Here is a 20,067-nt window from a genome sequence, read left to right as displayed (position 1 = left end):
CACCGCAGCCCTCCGTTGTCATTTGGGCCGCCACCGGTCCTCCCCCCGGAACCGCCCGGACGGCCGGCGATCACACCGACACCATGAACCACTTCCCGCGCCCGCACACCCCCAGACGGCTCGCCGCCGCCTGCCTGGCGCTGCTGTGTGGCGCACACATGGCGGCGGCGCAGGCCTGGTCGCTGACCCTTGCGGCGGCCTCACGCCGCGTGTTCCTGCACGTGGGCAACGGCACCTACGACAACAACAACGGCACCATCAACCTGGTGCAGGTCACGGTGCCCACGGCGCAGCTGGGCAACGGCACCGCGCTGGCCATGACCAGCAACAGCACCCAGGCCACCAGCCTGTACGGTGACAACTATGCCACCTGCCCCACACCCGCCAGCCAGGTGATGGTGGGGGCCTCCTACCGGCGCAGCAACGCCTTCAACGGCCCCGCCAGCGCCACGCTGAGCGTGACCTCACCGGCCAGCCTGACCACCACCGGCGGTGACACCATCCCCATTTCGCAGGTCAGCTGGACCGTGTCCGCACCGGGCAGCAACGCGCCCAACGTGATTCCCGCCGGCACCTTCAACGGCGGCACGCAGACCCTGGCCACCGTGCCCGCGAACCGCTACATCGAGAACTGCCACACCTTCAGCTACGCCAACAGCGCCGTGCGCGCCGCGGGCACCTACAACGGCCGGGTGACCTACACCCTGAGCAGTCCATGACGCTGACGCGCCCGCTGCTGCTCGCGTTGCTGGGCGGGCTGCTGGCCGGTCCGGTGCTGGCCAACCCGCACCGCTTGGACGACTCGCAGAGCCACACGGTGCCGCCCAACGTGCAGATGCAGTGGCGGCCCGTGGCCAAGAGCCGGTCCGACGTGGGTGGCATGGAAGCCTGGCTGCGGGTGAACGTGCGCATCGACACGAGCGAGTGGATCGGGCGCAGCGGCCGCGTCTACATGGTGTTGCCGCGCGACGAGACTTCCACCATCGAGGCCGTGTGGACCACGCAGGGGCGCCTGCTGGGCGGGCGCCTGGTGTCGGGCGAGCGCGCGCTGGTGTACGCGGGCCAGATTCCGGGCGCCACGCTGCAGGACCAGTTCCACGTGCGCCTGCGCTCGGGCGCGGACTGGCAGAGCAACACCCGACGCCTGAACTTCCACTTCGAGTTCGATGCCGACTGAGAGGCCGAGAGTCCTTCCCCCATGCCTTTTCTGATGTTCCGCTTCCAACGCCTCGAAACCCTGCTGCTGGGCTGCCTGCTGTGGGCCGCCGCCCCCTTCGCCAGCGCCCAGGGCTTCGCCGCGTACATCACGCCGCCCCGGTTCGACGTCAAGATCGCGCCCGGCCAGAGCCTGCGCCAGGTGTTCGAGATCCAGCACGTGGGCCAGCTCAAAGGGGGCTACCGCCTGTACACCAACGACTGGACCTATCTGCCGGACAACACCGTCACCTTCAGCGACGAGCTTGCGCCCGACAGTTGCCGCCCCTGGGTCGCGATCGAACGGCGTGAACTCACGCTGGAGCCCGGCGCGCGCTACCGCTTCCGGTTCGAGATCACCCCCCCGCCGGGCACGCCGGCGCGCGAATGCCGCTTCGCCATCATGGTCGAGGGCGTGGACCCGGCCAAGAGCAGCGTGGACGTGGGTGGGCGCATCGGCGTCATCGTCTATGCCGCCATTGGTGGCGCCGAGCCCGCGCTCGAACTCGCCGCCACCCGCGTGGCCATGGTCGGGGGCAAACCGGTCGCGATGCTGGACATCCGCAACCGCGGCAACGCCCATGGCCGGCTGGAAGGCTTCGTCAACGCCACCGATGCCGCCGGACGCCGCCTGGAGATGACCCCCACCGACATGCCCATCCTGCCCGGCGAGACGCGCAGCGTGGCGCTCGGGCCGGTGGTCGACGAAGGCCAGCCCGTGCCCGAGATCCGCTTCCCGCTGGTGGTCAAGGGCAACCTGGAATGGGGCAAGAACCGTCTTCCGCTGGACGCGAGTTTTGCTCCATGAGCCTGGCATCCCGGCCAGGCCGCTTGCTGCTGGCGACCCTGTTGGGCGCGGCGGGCCAGGCGCAGGCCCAGACGCCCCCGGCCGTGGCTGCGTCCACCGAGCCCACGGCCACCGCTACATCGCCAGTCCCGGCCTACGTCGACCGTGTCATCGAGGGTCTGCAGCCCGAGTCGCTGGACGAGGACGCCGGCTACGACTACGACCGCGCCGGATGGCCGCGCTTCCTGCGGCTGGAAACCCGGCTGGGCACCCAACCCTTTGACGAAAGCCAGCGCACCCGCCTGGGCTACAACCTCTACGGGCTGCTGGAAACCCCCAACCACGGCACCCTGTCGCTGGACGGCAGCTTCACGCCCAGCGACCGCCAGGGCACCCTCACCCTGCGCCAGCGCGGCATGCCGCTGGCCGGCGGCTGGCTGGCCAACCACGAGCTCGGCATCATCAGCACGCCCGCGCCCGCCATCACCCGCTTGCCCTCGCGCGTGTTCGTGCCCACCTCGATCCTGCAGGGCGTGGGCGGCGAGTGGGAAAACCCGGGCCGGGGCCTGCAGCTGCAGGCCGCCACCGGGGTGCCCGGGCAGTTGCAGATCCAGCCGGCTTCCGGGTTCGAGCGGCTGGCCGGGCGGCGCAGCACCCTGGGCGCCCAGTGGCGGCTGGACGCGGACAGCGCCAGCGACCCGCTGGGCGAGTCGCGCGAGGGCTGGACCCTGGCCCTGCAGCACGAAAGCGCGCAGGACGTGGCCCCCGTGGGCGCGCCCAGCGCGTCCGACCAGCGGGTTGATGCCCAGGCCACCCTGGTGGCCGCGCGCCACGAAGGGGCACAACACCGCCTGCAGGCCAAGGCCATGCGCAGCCGCGTCAACGATGCGCGCGGCGCGCTCGCCGGCTACTGGCTCGACGGCGAATGGGACGACGGCCCCCGGCGCTACGGGGCGGGGCTGTACCGGCTCGACCCCGGGCTGAACTGGGCCAACCTGCCCATGGCCAACGACATCACCGGCGCCCACCTGAGCACGGGCTGGCGCACCCGCCAGTGGTCGGCCGAGGGCTCGGTCGACTGGCTGCGCTCCGTGAGCGGGCGCAGCTCCGACGGCTACTACGCCACCTCCAGCGCCCGCTGGCGCCTGAGCCGCGACAGCAACCTGGGCCTTGGCGCGGCCCTGCGCAACTACGCCGGCCGGGCCTGGAGCAGCTACGGCGACTACCGCTGGCAGAACGGCTGGGGCACCAGCGGCCTGCGCCTGGAGCTCGAAGGCGGCGCCAGCCAGGCCTCGTCCCAACTGCTGAGCTACGACCAGGACTGGGCGGTGCCCCAGGGCTGGACGGTCTCCACCAGCGTGGGCGTGGGCCATGCCGGCGCCGATGCCACCAGCGGCCTGCCCGCCGAAAGCCTGTGGTCCACCGCGATCAGCTTCTCGGCCCCGGTGACCTCGCGCGCCAGCCTGCACGGCAGCCTCAACACCGAACACGCCAGCGCCAGCGCGAGCCGCAACAGCCTGAACCTGGGCGCCAGCTGGCGCATCGACACCCGCTGGAGCCTGGAGGGCAGCGCCATCCGCTCCACCGGGCGCAGCCGCACGCGCACCTCGATCGACCCCCTGGCCCCCCCACAGACCGCGGTCAACACCAGCGCCTACCGTTCGTTCCACGCCGTGCTGCGCTACGAGCTGCAGGCCGGCAGCCGCAGCGTGCCCATGGGCGGCAAACCCTCGGATGGCGGCGGGCGCATCGAAGGCACGGTGTATTTCGACACCAACCGCAGCGGCACCCAGGAAGCCAGCGAAACCGGGGTGCCGGGCGTCACGGTGTACCTGGACAACCGCTACGCCGTGCGCACCGACACGCAGGGCCGCTTCGAATTCCCCTTCGTCGCCAGCGGCCCGCGTACCGTGACCGTGCGCAACGAGACCCTGCCCCTGCCCTGGGGCGTGGTCGACGAAGGCCAGGCCAAGGTGGACGTGCGGCTGCGCGAAACCACCCGACTGAGCCTGCCGGTGCAGCGCAGCGACAACTGAGCCTGCAGACCGGCCATCGGTCACCATCAAGTTGGGCCACGGGCGGCCGATACAGGTGGCATGTCCGCGCCACTTCGCCCCTTGTTGCCGTCTTTTCTGGCGGCGCTCGGCCTGTTGTTCAGTCCGGCCGCCAGCATGGGCGAGAGCGCGAGCACATCGACCGCCCTGAGCGCCAGTGCGACGCTGGACATCCGCATCATCGTCCCGCCGGTGATCCGCGTGCTGGAAAACAGCCACCCGCAGCTGCTCGACGCCTTCGTCGACGGCGAGGCCAGCGCCCAGCAGCGCCTGGTGGTGCTGTCCACCATGAAGCGGGGTTTTTGCGTCTCGCTGCAGCGCACCGCCCCCCAACTCGGCACCTGGGAGGTGCAGACCGCCCCACAAAGCGGCATCCAGCTCAGCCCTGCAACCAACGGCTACCGCCTCTGCGGCACCCGCCCGGGACGCTACACCGTGCTGCTGCAACACCGCTTTGGCACCAGCGACAGCGGCGCCAACGCCCTGAACTGGCCGGTGCAGACCGATATCTCGGCCATCTGAGCCCCCGCTTCGTGGTCGCTCGTCCACGAAAACGGGTTTCGGGATGTAAACCCCACGCTCACATGACGGCACCCGTTACATGGAACCTCAGGCGGGGTGCGCCAATTTGTTCTGTACTTATCGCCCGAGGCGCGCCAGCACGGCCTTGGCGCGGCTGACTCTGGCGATATCCGACGCGCTGGCAGTCCAGATGAACGATTTGGGTCTTTTATGGTGATGTTCGATGTACTGCGCAATGGCTTGCTGGAGTTCGGCCACGCTGGTGAAGCTATCGCGTCTGATGCGATGCTCGAAGATGCCGCGGAGGAAGCGCTTGACCATGTTCAACCATGAGGTGTTGGCAGGGGTGGGGTGCATGACCACGCGTGGGTGTTCGGCCAGCCAGGCTTGGACCTCGGGGTCATTGGAGGTTGTGTCGTTGTCGACGATCAGGTGCAACTTCAGGTGCTTGGGCGTCTTGCGATCGATCAGGCGCAAGAACCTGAGCCACTCCTCGTGGCGATACCGGTCCTGGCACATCGAGATCACCGTTCCGTCCAGCGTGTTGAGCGCGGCAAACAGCGTTGTCGTGCCGTTGCGCTTGTGGTCGTGGGTCATGGTGCCGGCGCGTCCGGGCTCGATGCGGTTGAGCGCCTGAATCTGGATCTTCTCGCCACAGCTGAGCACCAGTGCATGCTCGCGCGGGTTCATGTAGAGCCCCACGACATCGACCAGCTCGTCCTCGAAGCGAGGAGGCGTGCGTAAGACCTGGGTGTCTTGCAAGTGCGGCTTGATTCCATTGCGCTGCCACACCCGGCGGATGGTCGTGGCGCTCAGGCCCAGATGCGCCGCCAGGCTGCGTGTGCTCCAGTGCGTGGTCGCAGCCCGTTGCTTGTGCAGCGTCGTGCTCAGGATGTGCGACTCGACCTCGGGCGTCACGCTCGGTGTGCGCCCCGGACGCGAGGCATCCTGCAGCAATGCCTGGAGGCCGCCTTCAATGAAGCGACGCCGCCACAACGCCACCTGCCGCCGGTCGAGCTTGACCTCGTCGGCGATGTCCTTGTTCTGCCAGCCCTGCGCCGCCAGCAGGATGACGCTGGCACGTTGCTGCACACGCGCCTCGACCCGCCGTCCCTTGGACAGCGTGCGCAGTCCCTGCTCGGTTTGCGCATCCAGCTCAATCGCCTCGGCAACCCGCATCGCTTCAACCTCCTGAAGCGCTGGAGTTTGCCTGAGACCATAAGTTCAATCAATTACGGCGCACCGCACCGGCGCGCCCCAGGCAGGGCATGAAACAAGGATTCGATCCATCGCAATCCTTGTTGGATTAACTCAAAGCTCGTTACATGCGACCTCGTTGCGCGTCCTAACAATGAAAAAGACGAGCGCAGGGCTTCATGCCCCGCGCACAACCCAACGAACCCAGGATGTCCATGTATGCCGTGCTTCAGCCACCAGACGTCCCCGCGCGCCATGCGAGTGCAAGCCATGCACCTGCATGGGGCCCACCCTTCGGTCAACCCCTTCCACAGCAGGCGCTGACATGGCCCGCGCACGCACCCACACGATCGAGGCCGCCCCTTCACCGGCTGAAGGCAGCCCGGGTCGGGTCGTCCCTCTCTACAACGAACACGACCTCGCCCGCAGCCTGGCCCCGTGGGCCGACCTCGGCCGGCGCCAGCAGCAGGTCAAAGCCTGGCTGGTGCTCACCGACCTGAGCGTGCTCGCCCTGTGTTTCGTCGCCGGGCGTCTGCCGGCGTGGTTCCGCGACGACGTGAGCCTCTCGCAGGCCATGAACATCTGGTGGGCCACCAACGGCCACCTGCGCCCCACGCTGTTCGCGGCCATTGCCCTGACCATGGTGAGCTGGATGTGGACCGTGCAGGGCCACTACACCGCCCACCGGCGAAAGCCCTGGTGGGACGAAGCGCGCCAGATGATCCAGGTCATCGTGCTCGCGGCACTGCTCGACGCCATGGTCATGTACCTCGCCAAGTGGCCGCTTTCGCGCCTGTGGACCGGCGCCACCTGGGGCCTTGCGCTCGTCCTGCTGCCGCTGGCGCGCCTGGCCGTGCGCACCGGCCTGCTGCGCGCCGGCCTGCTCACCCAGCCCTACGTGCTGATCGGCCACCCCGACGACGTGGAAAAAGCCGCCGCCGCCCTGGCCAGCGAGCCACTGCTGGGCTACAGGCCCGTGGCCGTCGTCTGCCCCGACCCCGGCGCGCGGCTGGTCAATCTCGGCGGTGGCCAGATGGCCGCGCCCACCGCGCTCACCCCGGGCGTGCGCGCGTTCCTGGCCCGGCCCGGGCCCCACCAGCTGGTGGGCGTGCTCGGCATCCGCGACAACAACTGGCTGCGCGAACTCGCGCAAGAGCTCATGCTCACCCGCGACGATCTCGTCATGGTGCCCGCGCTCGGCGGCCTGCCCATCTACGGCATGGAGGTCTCGCACTTCTTCAGCCACGAAGTGTTGCTGCTGCGCGCCCGCAACAACCTCAACCGCCGCGGCCCGCAAGTGCTCAAGCGGGTGCTCGACATCGTGGGCGCCGCCGCCCTGCTGGTGCTGCTCGCGCCGCTGTTTGCCTGGGTCGCGTGGCGCATCAAGCGCGACGACGCAGGCCCTGTCTTCTTCGTGCAAAAGCGCGTGGGGGTGGACGGCCAGCTGTTCGACTTCATCAAGTTCCGCAGCATGGTGATGGACGCCGACGGCGCCCTGGAGCGGTGGAAAACCGAGAACGAAAAACTCTACGTGCAATACCTGGCCAGCAACTTCAAGCTCGCCAACGACCCACGCATCACCCCCATCGGCAACTTCATCCGCCGCACCAGCATCGACGAGTTGCCCCAGCTCATCAACGTGCTCAAAGGCGACATGAGCCTGGTGGGACCGCGCCCGCTGCTGGCCCGCGAACTCGGCGAATACGGCAAGAGCATCGCGGCCTACGGCAAGGCCCGCCCCGGCATCACCGGCCTGTGGCAGATCAGTGGCCGCAGCGCCAGCACCTTCCAGCACCGCATCAACATGGACCTCTGGTACGTGCGCAACTGGTCGCTCTGGTACGACCTCGTGATCATGCTGCGCACCGTGCGCGTGGTGCTGCGGCAAGAGGGTGCCTGCTGAGACCCGCCATTCCCCAGCCCCGCGCCACCCGTACACGCCCCGCGCCGCGCTTGCCGTTTCGGAATCCCGCCAATGGCCACGGCCTTGCCGGCCTTGTTGGACACCTGCCACCTCAAACCAATCTCAAACCATGAGCACCACGATCACCCCCGTCATCCTTTGCGGCGGCGCCGGCACCCGTCTGTGGCCCCTGAGTCGCAAGAGCCTGCCCAAGCAGTTCGTGCCGCTGATCGGCGGCAAGAGCCTGCTGCAGCTCACGCTGGACCGCGTGCGTCCGCTCGGCCCCGGCCTCATGGTCGTCACCGCCGAAGCCCACCGCTTCATGGTGGCCGACGCGCTGCAAAAACCACCCGGCGCGGCCCAGGTGATCCTGGAGCCCGTGGCGCGCAACACCGCCGCCGCCATGGCGCTGGCCGCCCTGCTGTCGGCGCAGAACGGCGAGCCCGAGGCCCTGCTGCTGTTCTGCCCGTCGGACCACCACATTCCCGACGCCGCGGCCTTCGCCCGCACCATCGAGCAAGGTGTGGCCGCGGCCGAGGGTGGCGCCATCGTCACCTTCGGCATCGTGCCCAGCGCGCCGAGCACGGCCTATGGCTACATCGAGCACGGCGCCCCCCGGGCCGACGGTGCCCTGCAGGTCGAGCGCTTCATCGAAAAGCCCGGCGCCGACAAGGCCCTGCAGCTGCTGATGAGCGGCCAGGTCCTGTGGAACGCGGGCATCTTTCTGTGCCGCGCCAGCGCCCTGCTGCAGGCCCTGCAGCAACACGCGCCCGACATCCTCGCCGGCTGCCGCGAGGCCTTGCCCGCGCAGGTCGAGCCGGCCGCTGCGGCCCAGCGCGGAGCAGGGCTGCAATGGGTCACACCCCTGCCCGGCGCCTTCGCCGCCTGCCGCTCGCAGAGCATCGACTACGCCGTCATGGAGCACCATGCCCAGGTGGCCGTGGTGCCCTACACCGGCGCCTGGAGCGATGTCGGCAGCTGGAACGCCGTGGCCGAACTCACGCCCGCCGACGCCGACGGCAACCGCATCCAGGGCCAGGGCTTCGCCCCGCTCTCGCAAGACACCTACATCCACGCACCCCACCGCCCGGTGGTCGCGCTCGGCACCAAGAACCTGTTCATCATCGACACGCCCGACGCCCTGCTGGTGGCCCACTGCGACTGCGCCGAACAGGTCAAGGACGTGGTGGCCCAGCTGGAGAGCCTGGAGTGCGCCCAGGCCGTGATCCACCGCAAGGTGGCCCGCCCCTGGGGCTGGTACGACAGCATCGACTTGGGCGAGCGCTTCCAGGTCAAGCGCATCGGCGTGCGGCCCGGCGCCAGCCTCAGCCTGCAGAAGCACCACCACCGCGCCGAACACTGGATCGTCGTCAAGGGCACGGCCGAGGTCACCCGCGGCAGCGAGACCTTCCTGCTGTCCGAGAACCAGTCCACCTACATCCCCATCGGCGAGGTGCACCGCCTGCGCAACCCCGGCCGGCTGGAGCTGGAAATGATCGAAGTGCAGTCCGGCAGCTACCTCGGCGAAGACGACATCGTCCGCCTGGAAGACGCCTACGGCCGCGTGCCCGTTCTCGCCTGAACCCATTTTTTCCACGCCCTGAAAGGACCCACCATGAACGCCTTCCCGAAAATCTATGTGGCTGGTCACCGTGGCCTCGTTGGCTCGGCCATCGTGCGTCAACTCGTGGCCAATGGCCAGCCGCTGGACCGCATCGTCGGCCGCACCCACGACGAGCTCAACCTGACGGACCAGGCGGCCGTGCGCGCCTTCTTTGCCCGCGAGAAGCCCGACCAGGTCTACCTCGCGGCGGCCAAGGTCGGCGGCATCTACGCCAACAACACCTACCCGGCCGAGTTCATCTACGACAACCTCATGGTGCAAGCCAACGTGGTGGACGCCGCCTTCCTCAACGGGGTGCGCAAGCTGCTGTTCCTGGGCTCCAGCTGCATCTACCCCAAGCTCGCACCGCAACCCATGGCCGAGGGCGCGCTGATGCAGGGCGCCCTCGAACCCACGAACGAGCCCTACGCCATGGCCAAGATCGCCGGCATCAAGCTCTGCGAGAGCTACAACCGCCAATACGGCAGCAGCCACGGCGTGGACTACCGCAGCGTGATGCCCACCAACCTGTACGGCCCGGGCGACAACTACCACCCCCAGAACAGCCACGTCATCCCGGCGCTGATCCGCCGCTTCCACGAAGCCAAGGAAGAGGGCGCGGCCCAGGTCGTCATCTGGGGCACCGGCACCCCCCGGCGCGAGTTCCTGTATGTGGACGACATGGCCTCGGCCTGCGTGCACGTCATGAACCTGCCCAAGAGCGCATACGACAACAACACCTCCCCCATGCAGAGCCACATCAACGTGGGCTTTGGCGAAGACGTGACCATCGCCGAACTGGCCCGGCGCGTGGGCGAAGCGGTGGGCTACGAAGGCGAGATCGTGTTCGACACCAGCAAACCCGACGGCACGCCCCGCAAGCTGCTGGACAGCGACAAGCTGCTCGGCATGGGCTGGAGGCCCCGCGTGGACCTCCGAAAAGGGCTGGCGCTCGCCTACGCGGACTTCCAGAAACACCACGCTCCGGTTCCCGCATGAACAGCACCTCCTCAGCAGACAACACATCCAAGGTCGCCCTCATCACGGGCGTCACGGGGCAAGACGGTTCCTACCTTGCCGAGCTGCTGCTCGGCAAGGGCTACACCGTGCACGGCATTCTGCGCCGCAGCAGCCAGTTCAACACCCAGCGCGTGGACCACATCTACCAGGACCCCGGCATCGACGACGCGCGCTTCCACCTGCACTACGGCGACCTGAGCGATACCAGCAACCTGATCCGCATCGTGCAGGAGACCCAGCCCGACGAGATCTACAACCTGGGCGCGCAGAGCCATGTGGCCGTGAGCTTCGAGAGTCCCGAATACACCGCCGACGTGGACGGCCTGGGCGCGCTGCGCCTGCTCGAAGCCATCCGCATCCTCGGGCTGGAGAAGAAGACCCGCTTCTACCAAGCCAGCACCTCCGAGCTCTACGGCTTGGTGCAAGAGATCCCGCAGAAGGAAACCACGCCTTTCTACCCGCGCAGCCCCTACGCCGTGGCCAAGCTCTACGCGTACTGGATCGTGGTGAACTACCGCGAGGCCTACGGCATGTATGCCTGCAACGGCATCCTGTTCAACCACGAGTCCCCGCGCCGCGGCGAAACCTTCGTCACGCGAAAGATCACGCGCGGCCTGGCCAACATCGCCCAGGGCCTGGAGCCTTGCCTCTACATGGGCAACCTGGACTCGCTGCGCGACTGGGGCCACGCCAAGGACTACGTGCGCATGCAATGGATGATGCTGCAGCAGGACAGGCCCGAGGACTTCGTCATCGCCACCGGCGTGCAGTACAGCGTGCGCCAGTTCATCGACATGGCCGCCCAGGAACTGGGCATCACCCTGCGCTTCGAGGGTGAAGGCGTGAACGAGCAGGCCATCGTACAGACGGTCGAAGGCGACAAGGCCCCGGCGCTCCAACCCGGCGACGTGATCGTGAAGGTGGACCCGCGCTACTTCCGACCGACCGAAGTGGAGACCCTGCTGGGCGACCCGGCCAATGCCAAGGCCAAGCTGGGCTGGGTGCCGCAGATCGCGCTGCAGGAGATGGTGACGGAGATGGTGGCCTCCGATCTGACCGACGCACAACGCCACGCGCTGCTCAAGACCCACGGCTATGCCACCGCCGTGTCCAGCGAACACTGAAACACCGTCCCATACCCCGATGTCTGTCCCACACCCCTTGCGCACGCCCACCCTCGGTCTTTCGTCCATCGCCCGACGCATCGCCTCGGGCGCGGGTGCGTACGGCTATGCGCAGGCGGTCAGCATCGGCACCCAACTGGTGTCGCTGCCGCTGTTCCTGCACCACTGGGACATGGCCACCTACGGCACCTGGCTGGCCCTCACCGCGCTGCCCTTCTACCTGTCGCTGGCCGACGCCGGCATCTCCACCGCGTCGAGCAACCAGATGATCGGCCTGATCACGCAGGGCCAGAAGGCGCGAGCGGCCGAGGTGTTCCAGAGCGCGGTGGCCTTTCTGTCGTCCATCTCGCTGCTGATCCTGCTGGTCATCGGTGCCACCCTGTGGCTGCTGCCGTCCAGCGTGCTGGACATCCCGCAGTGGAAAGCGGTGCTCATGCTGCTGTCCATCAGCGTGGTGCTCGGCCTGTTCTGCAGCCTGGCCGAAGTGGTCTACAAGGCCACCGGCGGCTACGCGGCGGGCACCTACCTGGTCACCACCGGCCGCCTGGTCGAATGGGCCGGCGGCCTGACCGGCCTGGTGCTCACCCGCAGCTTCATCGGGGTCGCCGCCGCGGCGCTGCTGGCCCGCCTGGGCTACACGCTGCTCTGCATCGGGTTGAGCCAGCGGCGCACCGACTTTCTGCGCTGGGGCGTGCGGCGGGCCAGCCTGGCCGACGTCCGGCAAGCCGCGGCGCCGGGCGCGCTGTTCCTCTCGCTCTCGCTGACCAACGCGCTGAGCCTGCAGGGCTTCACCTTGCTGGTGGCGGCCACCCTGGGGCCCGCGGCCACCGCCGTGTTCAACACCTACCGCACCGTGGCACGGATCGTGGTGCAGGTCACCAACGCGCTGAGCAATCCGCTCTGGCCGGAACTCACCGCGCTCAAGGGACAGCGGGACGACGGCGCCTTCTGGAAGCTCTACCGCCGGGCCAACCGCCTGGGCCTGGCCATCGCGGCGGCCGGTGCGCTGCTGGTGTACGGGGTCTCGCCCTGGCTGCTGGACTTCTGGACCCACGGCCAGATTCCCTTCACTGCCACCAGCATGGCGCTGTTCCTGTTGTACGCGGCCGTGTGTTCGGCCACCCAGGTCCCGCGTGTCGTGCTCATGGCCATCAACCGCCACGCCGGTCTGGCCGGGCAGAGCCTGCTGGCTGCCGTGGTCGCGCTCGTGGTGGCCTGGCTGGTCTGGGACAGCGCCGGCATGCCCGGCGTGGTGGCAGCCATGTTGCTGGGCGAGGCCCTGGTCTGGCTCACCGCCACGCGCGCCGTGCGCCGACTGCACACCACGAAGACCACCCCATGATCATCGACCTGAACCACGCCCCGCCACCCGACACCCCACACGACGTGATCATCGTCGGCGGTGGCACGGTGGCCCTGTTGCTGGCCGTGCTGCTGGAGCGCCAGGGCCAGCGCGTGCTGGTGCTCGAAACGGGTGGTGGCAGCTTCGAGGCCCCGGCACAGGAGCTCAACGAGGCCACCGTCACCGGCCGGGCCCACACCGGCATTTCCGTGGCCCGGGGGCGTGCCCTGGGTGGCACCTCCAACCTCTGGGGTGGCCAGCTCACGCTCTTCGTGCCGTCCGACTTCGAGGCCCGCGCGGGCGTGTCCGACGCGCCCTGGCCCATCACCTATGAGGAGCTGCTGCCCTGGTACGAGGCCGTGGCCCAGGAACTGCGCCTGGCCGATGCGCTCGACGAAAGCACGCCCCAGGCGCACAAACTCTTCGGCGACCACTACCCCGACATTCCCGGCTTCACCCTGTTCCTCACGCGCTGGCTCAAGGAGCCCGCCATGGCCCGGTACTTCCACGAACGCCTGCAGAACGCGCCCGGCCTCACCGTCTTGCTGCACACCCACGCCACGGGGCTGAACCTGGCGCCCGATGGCGAGCGCATCACCTCGGTCCGCGTGGCGCGGCCCGACGGCAGCTCCACCGCCCTGCACGGCCAGCGTTTCGTGCTGGCCAACGGCACCATCGAAATCGCCCGCCTGCTGCTCGCCTGCGCGGCCGAACAGCCCCAGGTCCCCTGGGCCGGCAACCCGTGGGTGGGCGCGGGCTTTCAGGACCATCTCGAAATGCGTGGCGGCCGAGTGCACCTGCTGGACAGACCCCGCTTCCTGCGCACCTTCCAGAACATCGTGCTCGGCGGCCACAAATACCAGCCCAAGCTGCGGCTGAACATGGGCGCGGGCGCCGGTGGTGCCGAACTCGCGCTCAACGTCACCGGCTACTTCGCGTTCGAGTCCAGCATCGCCGAACACCTGCAGCACCTGAAGGTGCTGGTCAAGTCGCTGCTGCGCGGCGGGCTGCCGCACCAGGGCCTGGGTGACATGCTGCGCCACATCCGCGGCATGGGCAGCGCCTGGGTGCCGATGATCGTGCAGTACCTGCGGCACCACCGCATCTACAACCCGGCCGACCGGGGCGTCTGGCTCGTCATGCACGCCGAACAGGTGCCGCGCGACGACAGCCGCATCACGCTCGACCCCCAGCGCCGGGACCGCTTCGGCATGCCACTGGCCGCGCTGGACTGGCGCATTGGCGGTGCGCCCGAAGTGCGGGCCATGGCCGCCTTCGTGCGCCAGGCTGGTGAAAGCCTGCAGGCGGCCGGGCTGGCCCGGGTGGAGATCGACGCCCTGCTCGACGCCGAAGACGCCCGCGTGCTGGAGCAGGCCACCGACACCTACCACCAGTGCGGCGGCGCGCGCATGGGCCACCACCCGGGCGACGGCGTGGTCGACAGCGGGCTGCGCGTGTTCGGCACCAGCAACCTGTACGTGGCCGGTGCGGCCGTGTTCCGCACCTCCAGCTACGCCAACCCCACGTTCACCGCCATGGCGCTGACGGCCCGGCTGGCCGACCAGCTCGGCCGGGAGGCCACCCCATGAACCGCCCCACCACCGATCTGCTGACCCACCGCCTGGGCTTCGGCTGCGGCCGCCTCAAAGGGGGCGGCGACAAGGCCACGTCGCTGCGGCTCATCCACGCCGCGCTGGACCAGGGCATCCGCTACTTCGACACGGCACCACCCTATGGACTGGGCGCGTCCGAGGCCGTGCTGGGCGAGGCGCTCAGGGGCCGACAGGAAGCGGTGATCGTCGCCACCAAGGCCGGACTGGCCCGCCCTGCGTCCCCCCGCCTGCGGCAGACGGCCAGGGCCCTCGTCAAACCGCTGGCGGGCTGGGTCCCCGGACTGCGCCACGCTGTGCTCAAGGGCATGGCGCAGCGCGCGCCCGCCGCCAACTTCGGCATCGAGTTCATTGCCCAGTCCTTCGAGGCCAGCCTGCGGCAACTCAAACGCGATCGGGTGGACTGCCTGCTGCTGCACGAAGCGCGGCCGCACGACCCGCTGGCCCCCTTGGTGGCCCTGTTCGATCGTTATGTCGCCAGTGGCCAGCTGGGCAGCTATGGCAGCTCCACCGGCGAAACGCTGAGCCAGCTGATCCGCTTCGGCGCCGTGTCGCAGTACCGCTGCCCGGCGCCGGGCAGCGAAGGCCCGCCGGTCGCGCCTGGCGACGTGCTGCACGGCGCCTTGCGCTTCATCGCACCGGCCATCGGGCCGGCGATGGAGCGCGACCCCCACCTCGAGGCCCAGCTGGCGAGCCTGCTGCCCGCGGGCACCGACCCGGCCAGCGCGACGGGATCGCTGGCCCTGGCCTATGCCCTGGCCCGGTTCGAGGGCCGGGTGCTGCTCTCGACCAACCAGCCGCAACGCCTGATCACCACCCTCGAACAGGTCCGGCACATCACAGCATCGGCCGCATGGCAAAGCGCCATGTCGACCCTTCACGCGGCGTTCGCGCCAGCGCCTGCGCCATGAATCCGTTGATCCGGCTCTTCTCCCAAGGCATGCTCGGCCTGGCCATCTACATGGGTGGCTGGTACGTGGGGGGTTCGATCTTCCAGGCCGTGCAGCTGGGCGCGGTCGGCCTGTTCATCGCCGCCGGCGCCCTCGCCCTGATGGCGGGCGGCACACGCCGCATCGACCTGTGCGCCGCCGAAGTCATCCTGGGCAGCGCGTTCGTGTTCGCGATGCTGGTGGCCTTCGTGCGCGGGAACGCGCTGTCCACCGAGTTCGGCGCCATGTTCCTGCTGGTGCTGGCCTCGGCCGCCGTGCTGGCACGACAGCCCTGGGTGGCCAGCATCGACGGGGTGTTCCGCTGTGCCTACATCGCGCTGATCGCCTCCGTGCTGGTGGTCCAGCCCAGCGAATACCTGACGTCGGTGGCGGGCACCGTCGAACGCGCCGTCGGGCTGGTGCGCTTCGCGCCGCTGGGCATGCACCCCAACCTCAGCGGCCTCGTGTATGGCGGCGGCAGCCTGCTGTTCTTCCAGCACTTCCTGACCACCCCGCGGGTCCACCAGAAACTGTTCGCGCTGCTGCTGTCCGCGCTGTGCCTGAGCATGGTCCTCGCCGCATCCGCCCGGGCCAGCCTGCTCGCGCTGGGCCTGACGGGGCTGATCGCTGTGCTGCTCATCGCGCGGCGTGGCTCCCGCCGGGCCCGGACCGCTTTGATCCTCTCGGCCATCGCGCTGCTGGCCATCGGCGTTGTCAAGGCGACGGCCATCGCCGACTACCTGACCATCATCCTGGACCTGGACTCGCCCACGCGCGGCGTGGATTCGGGCGCCACGGGCCGGGAAGTCATCTGGCAGGAAGGCGTGAAGCTGGTGTTCTCCGACGCCATGCTGTTCTTCACCGGCCGGGGTGTGCGCGCCGCCGGCCCCGAGGTGATCGGCTTTCCGGTGGAGAGCTCCTACATCAACCTCGCGCTCGAGCATGGCGTGGTGTTCGGCTTGCTGATCACCCTGGCATTTGTTGTCACCGCATGGCGCACCTTCGGCCGCAGCTTTGCCACGGGGGTGATGAACCCGGCCCTCTTCGTGAGCGGCCTGATGCTGGTGTTCGTGCTGATGCAGTCGATCTTCAACCGCTACCTCGTCGCCGTGGGCAACCCCTACTCGCTGTGGATCCTGCTGCTGCTGGTGCGTCTCAACCTGAATCCTGCCCGGCTTGCCTCCGCCTCCGCCTCGGCCGCCACGCCGCCCCGGCGGCCTCGGCCCCCGCTGCACCAAGCCGTCGGCACCCACGCCGCCTCGCCACCATGACCTACGTTTTCTGGCATTCCTATCTGATGTTTCACCAGGCCGCGTACATCCGGGCCCTGGCGGAGCTGCCCGGCAACACCGTGCACTGGTGTGTGACGGAAGACCTGCCCGCCTACTACCGCGACCGCGGCTACCCGGTGCCCGACACCGGCCAGGTGCTGGTCCACATCGGGCCCACGCCGGAGCGCACCGCCGAACTGGTCCGCCTCCCCGGGTCGGTGCAGGTGTTTTTCGGCCTGCGAGGTTTCGCGTTGCCGCTGACCGCTTTCCAGGCCAGCCTGGGCGCGCCGGTGCACCGCTTCCTGATGACGGAAAACCGCTACGAACCCGGCGCCCAGCTGCTGCCCCGCTGGCTGGTCTACACCTGGGACGCGCTGCGCTACCGGCGCCACCTGAGCGGGGTGTTCTGCATCGGCCATTCGGGCCGCTACGGCGGCGCCCGGTTCTTCTCGGCCTGCGGCTACCCCCGGGAGCGCATCGTGCCCTTCGTGCACGTGGTGGGCGGCACGCCGGTGCAGCACCGGCCGGTGCAACGCGACCACAAGGAAATCCTCTACGTGGGCCAGCTGATCGTGCGCAAGCGGGTCGACCTGCTGCTGCAGGCCTTCAGCCAGCTCGACCAGCCTACGGCCCGGCTGCGCATCATCGGCAAAGGCGACCAGGAGCGGCCCCTCCAGCAGCTCGCCCACCAGCTCGGCATCGCCGAGCGGGTGAGCTTCTCGCCGGGCATGCCCAACGCCGGCATCGTCGCGGCCATGGCCGCCGCCGACGTGCTGGTGCTGCCCAGCCGGTTTGACGGCTGGGGCGCGGTGGTCAATGAAGCCTTGATGGTGGGCACCCCGGTAATCTGCAGCGACCGCTGCGGGGCCAGCGACGTGATCGAGAACGGACGCAATGGCTACGTGTTCGAGGCCGGCAACGCCCATGCGCTGCTGGAGCGCCTGCAAGCTTTCTGCCACGACTTCCACTGGGACCGCGCGGCGCTGGCGAGCGCCGAGTCCACCCGCCTGGGCGGGCCCGCGGTGGCCGCGCGCTTTCAGCAGAGCGCCCTGCGACTGATGGCACCGGGCCCGGCGACCAGGCGGGCCACCGGGCCCATGGACGGCGTGCGCCCTCAAGGGGAGCAACAGCCATGAGCGCCGCGCTGGGCCGCTCCCAAGCAAGCTCGCACCGCAGCCCGCAGGGCGAAGGTACTCCAGTGAACCCCACGGTCTCGGACACCATTCGCCTGGCGCGCATCCTGTGCATCCTGCTGCTGGTGTATGCCCACGCCCAGCCGTACCAGCCCGGGGTGCCCGAGTCCCTGTTGTCCCCCATGGGCTTGATCCACTACACGCGGCAGCTGCTGGGCCACACCAGCGTGCCCCTGCTGAGCCTGATCTCGGGCTACCTGCTGGCCCGCACGCTCAGCGCCCGGCCCTACATGGAAGAGCTCAGCCACAAATGGTTCTCCCTGATCGTGCCGCTGGTACTGTGGAACCTGATCACCATCGCCAAGGAGTACGTTGAGTCGGGCTTCACGACCGTGCCCGCACTCCACGAATGGCCGAACGCGGTGCTGGCCATCACCGCGCAACCGGCCATGACACCGCTCTATTTCCTGCGGGACGCCTTTGTCTGCTTTCTGATCTCGCCCGCGTTCATCTATCTGGCGCGCAAGCTGCCCGGCACCACAGCGGCCGCCTTGTTGCTCAACGCCTTGCTGAACATGGACGGTGTGCTGTTCATCAACAGCGCCATTCCCCTCTTCTACTTCGCGGGCTGTGTGTTGCTGGTTCGCAAGATCCCGATCCCCACCCAGGCCATGCCCCGCGAACCCGTGTGGGCCGCGGGCCTGGCCATGGTGTTGCTCTCGGCCGCACCCTTTTACCTGCCACCCGCCTGGGGCGTGTCCGACCCCCAAAGCGTGGCGTACGCCGCCGTCGACATTGCCCTTCGGGCGGCGGGCTGCGTGGTCTTCTGGTCCGTCGCTTCGCGGCTTCTGCATGGCAGGACAGGCAATGTGCTTCTGCAATTCGAGCCGATGGCGTTTTTCATTTTTTGCGCTCACGGCATGGCGATCGGACTCTGGTGGATGGCCATCGACCGTTTGGGCTACGCCGACGTCACCCCGATTTTTCTCAGCTACTTTGCCATCTCGCCCCTCCTGGCGCTGGTGGTTTGCGTCATGGCGGTGTGGTCCATCCGCTGGGTGACCCCCAGCGGCTTGTCACTCCTCATGGGCGGACGAATCCCCAACAACCAACAAATGGCATCCATGATCAAACCTCTCGGCCGCAGACACCTGGCACGGACCACCGGTGCTTGAGCATCTCAAGGAACCTCAAGAGATGAACGTCGGCATTCTCACTTTCCACTTCAGCGACAACTACGGTGCCGCGCTGCAAGCCTATGCCTTGCGCCGCTGGTTGATGGAGCAGGGCCACCACGCCCACTTCATCGACTACCGGCCAGCGCACATCGAACACGGTGGCCGGCTCAGCCTGCCCACCTCGCCCGCCAAGCTCAAGGCCAATCTGAAGGTCGTCTATCTGGCGGCGTCTTCGTTCGTCCACCAGCACTTTGGCCACCAGGGCCAGAAAGAGAAGTTCGACCGCTTCAGGGAGCACTTCCTGGGCATCCCCGGCGACGCCACACCCACCGACAACGACGCATCGCTCGCCGCGGCGCAGGCGTTCGACCTGATCGTGGCGGGCAGCGACCAGATCTGGAGCCCGTCCCAGCATTTCGGTTTTGATCCGAACTACTTTCTGGACTTCGCCCAGTCGTTCCCGGCCCGGAAGATCTCCTACGCCGCGAGCTTCGGCAGAGACCGGGTTTCCGCGTCCGAGGCCGCGCAGCTGCCCCGCCTGCTGCGCCACTTCGATGCCATTTCGGTGCGTGAGGCCTCGGGCGTCACCCTGGTGGAACGGGCCACCGGACAAAAGCCGGCCAACGTGCCCGACCCGACCCTGCTGCACGACGACTACGCGGAACTGACCGAGCAGGCGCCGTCCGCCGATGCCGACCCGTACATCTTCTGCTACGGGTTGCGCTCGCCCGACAACATCCGGCAGACGGCCGATCTGGTCTCGAAGCGGCTGAACTGCCCCATCCGATCGCCGCACAACCCGCACCGGCGGTGGGTCGAGATCGGCAATACCGTCTACCCCGATCCCGCCGAGTGGGTCGCCCTGGTGAAGAACGCGCGCTTCGTCGTGACCAACTCTTTCCACGGTACCGTGTTCGCCCTGCTGTTCCGCAAGCCCTTCATCGTGGCCGGGCTGACGGGCGAACGAGCGACCGCCAATGCGCGCGCCATCAACCTGCTGCGGGCGGTCCGCCTGGAGAGCCGTTTCACACCGGGTTTCTCGGCGCAGAACGTGCAGACCCTGATGGCCCATGAAATCGATTGGGCCGACGTGGACCAGCGGCTGGCCGAGCTGCGGCAGGCCGGCGACGCGTTTCTGAGCACACAACTGCGGGCGGCGGCCCCGCAGTACGCAGAACGGGGGGTCGTCCAGTGAGCGAT

At 68.6% G+C, this 20,067-nt stretch carries 17 protein-coding genes; 16 read left to right on the top strand and 1 reads right to left on the bottom strand.

What is annotated here, in order from left to right:
- The first annotated feature begins 83 nt into the window (after positions 1–83).
- Genes HTA01S_RS23170 through HTA01S_RS23150 form a run of 5 tightly spaced genes read left to right on the top strand, consistent with a single transcriptional unit; the run spans position 84 to position 4,557 of the window.
- A complete protein-coding gene (locus HTA01S_RS23170) occupies positions 84–719 on the top strand; it encodes a hypothetical protein (protein ID WP_068175894.1) in 636 nt (211 codons plus the stop codon).
- Positions 716–1,177: a hypothetical protein gene (locus tag HTA01S_RS23165; protein ID WP_068175893.1), complete on the top strand. Its 462-nt coding sequence runs from the start codon at positions 716–718 to the stop codon at positions 1,175–1,177. The genes HTA01S_RS23170 and HTA01S_RS23165 overlap by 4 nt, the downstream gene beginning before the upstream one ends.
- A gap of 21 nt (positions 1,178–1,198) precedes the next feature.
- The gene (locus HTA01S_RS25610) at positions 1,199–2,002 is read left to right on the top strand and encodes a COG1470 family protein (protein WP_068175888.1); all 804 of its coding nucleotides are present in this window, start codon (positions 1,199–1,201) and stop codon (positions 2,000–2,002) included.
- Complete coding sequence (locus tag HTA01S_RS23155) at positions 1,999–4,017, top strand: SdrD B-like domain-containing protein (protein WP_169804807.1); 2,019 nt, start codon at positions 1,999–2,001, stop codon at positions 4,015–4,017. The genes HTA01S_RS25610 and HTA01S_RS23155 overlap by 4 nt, the downstream gene beginning before the upstream one ends.
- A 60-nt stretch (positions 4,018–4,077) precedes the next feature.
- Positions 4,078–4,557, top strand: a complete 480-nt coding sequence (locus HTA01S_RS23150; RefSeq protein WP_157572241.1) for a hypothetical protein — start codon at positions 4,078–4,080, stop codon at positions 4,555–4,557.
- Positions 4,558–4,674: 117 nt separating this feature from the next.
- On the opposite strand, the gene HTA01S_RS23145 is transcribed toward HTA01S_RS23150, so the two are convergent.
- On the bottom strand, positions 4,675–5,736 hold the full coding sequence (locus tag HTA01S_RS23145) for an IS630 family transposase (protein ID WP_068175879.1): 1,062 nt from the start codon (positions 5,734–5,736) through the stop codon (positions 4,675–4,677).
- 343 nt (positions 5,737–6,079) lie between these two features.
- Between HTA01S_RS23145 and wbaP the strand changes: the two genes are divergently transcribed.
- The 11 genes from wbaP (at position 6,080) to HTA01S_RS23090 (ending at position 20,062) form a co-directional block, all read left to right on the top strand.
- Complete coding sequence (wbaP, locus tag HTA01S_RS23140; RefSeq protein ID WP_068175877.1) at positions 6,080–7,657, top strand: undecaprenyl-phosphate galactose phosphotransferase WbaP; 1,578 nt, start codon at positions 6,080–6,082, stop codon at positions 7,655–7,657.
- Between the two features lie 130 nt (positions 7,658–7,787).
- Positions 7,788–9,239, top strand: a complete 1,452-nt coding sequence (locus tag HTA01S_RS23135; RefSeq protein WP_068175874.1) for a mannose-1-phosphate guanylyltransferase/mannose-6-phosphate isomerase — start codon at positions 7,788–7,790, stop codon at positions 9,237–9,239.
- Between the two features lie 33 nt (positions 9,240–9,272).
- Positions 9,273–10,259 carry a GDP-L-fucose synthase gene (gene fcl, locus HTA01S_RS23130; protein ID WP_068175872.1) on the top strand — a complete coding sequence of 329 codons (987 nt, stop codon included), beginning with the start codon at positions 9,273–9,275 and terminating at the stop codon, positions 10,257–10,259.
- Entirely contained in the window at positions 10,256–11,404 is a 1,149-nt protein-coding gene (gene gmd, locus HTA01S_RS23125) for a GDP-mannose 4,6-dehydratase (protein ID WP_068175870.1), read from the top strand. The genes fcl and gmd overlap by 4 nt, the downstream gene beginning before the upstream one ends.
- A 19-nt stretch (positions 11,405–11,423) precedes the next feature.
- Entirely contained in the window at positions 11,424–12,746 is a 1,323-nt protein-coding gene (locus HTA01S_RS23120) for a lipopolysaccharide biosynthesis protein (protein WP_068175868.1), read from the top strand.
- On the top strand, positions 12,743–14,335 hold the full coding sequence (locus HTA01S_RS23115) for a GMC oxidoreductase (RefSeq protein WP_068175864.1): 1,593 nt from the start codon (positions 12,743–12,745) through the stop codon (positions 14,333–14,335). The genes HTA01S_RS23120 and HTA01S_RS23115 overlap by 4 nt, the downstream gene beginning before the upstream one ends.
- The gene (locus HTA01S_RS23110; protein ID WP_068175862.1) at positions 14,332–15,267 is read left to right on the top strand and encodes an aldo/keto reductase; all 936 of its coding nucleotides are present in this window, start codon (positions 14,332–14,334) and stop codon (positions 15,265–15,267) included. Before HTA01S_RS23115 ends, HTA01S_RS23110 begins: the two co-directional genes overlap by 4 nt.
- Positions 15,210–16,556: a hypothetical protein gene (locus tag HTA01S_RS25605; RefSeq protein ID WP_169804806.1), complete on the top strand. Its 1,347-nt coding sequence runs from the start codon at positions 15,210–15,212 to the stop codon at positions 16,554–16,556. The genes HTA01S_RS23110 and HTA01S_RS25605 overlap by 58 nt, the downstream gene beginning before the upstream one ends.
- A complete protein-coding gene (locus tag HTA01S_RS23100; RefSeq protein WP_068175853.1) occupies positions 16,553–17,692 on the top strand; it encodes a glycosyltransferase in 1,140 nt (379 codons plus the stop codon). The genes HTA01S_RS25605 and HTA01S_RS23100 overlap by 4 nt, the downstream gene beginning before the upstream one ends.
- Positions 17,689–18,864, top strand: coding sequence for an acyltransferase family protein (locus HTA01S_RS23095; RefSeq protein WP_068175850.1), 1,176 nt, complete (start codon positions 17,689–17,691; stop codon positions 18,862–18,864). Before HTA01S_RS23100 ends, HTA01S_RS23095 begins: the two co-directional genes overlap by 4 nt.
- 22 nt (positions 18,865–18,886) lie before the next feature.
- Positions 18,887–20,062: a polysaccharide pyruvyl transferase family protein gene (locus HTA01S_RS23090; RefSeq protein ID WP_068175847.1), complete on the top strand. Its 1,176-nt coding sequence runs from the start codon at positions 18,887–18,889 to the stop codon at positions 20,060–20,062.
- The last annotated feature ends 5 nt before the right edge of the window (positions 20,063–20,067 follow it).

It is taken from the genome of Hydrogenophaga taeniospiralis CCUG 15921, assembly GCF_001592305.1.
GTDB lineage: Bacteria > Pseudomonadota > Gammaproteobacteria > Burkholderiales > Burkholderiaceae_C > Hydrogenophaga > Hydrogenophaga taeniospiralis.
Note: the sequence above shows the minus strand (reverse complement) of the source record. Positions and strands in the feature narration are given on the sequence as shown.